Origin of the sequence: Algoriphagus aestuariicola (genome assembly GCF_017254835.1) — a bacterium.
Taxonomy (GTDB): Bacteria; Bacteroidota; Bacteroidia; order Cytophagales; family Cyclobacteriaceae; genus Algoriphagus; species Algoriphagus aestuariicola.
This window is the reverse complement of the sequence record NZ_JAFKCW010000094.1, coordinates 1-268: the sequence shown is the minus strand read 5'-3', so window position 1 is coordinate 268 and position 268 is coordinate 1. Positions and strand designations below refer to the sequence as shown.

Here is a 268-nt window from a genome sequence, read left to right as displayed (position 1 = left end):
TGTACAAGGTCCGGGAACGTATTCACCGCGCCATGGCTGATGCGCGATTACTAGCGATTCCAGCTTCACGGGGTCGAGTTGCAGACCCCGATCCGAACTGAGACGCACTTTTAGAGGTTGGCATCCTATTGCTAGGTAGCGACCCGCTGTATGCGCCATTGTAGCACGTGTGTCGCCCTGGGCGTAAGGGCCATGATGACTTGACGTCGTCCCCTCCTTCCTCTCTGCTTGCGCAGGCAGTCTGTCTAGAGTCCCCACCTTGACGTGC

General features: G+C 57.8%; 1 rRNA gene. It reads right to left on the bottom strand.

The features are described from left to right. Positions 1-268, bottom strand: a 16S ribosomal RNA gene (locus J0A67_RS23770); the annotation flags it as partial.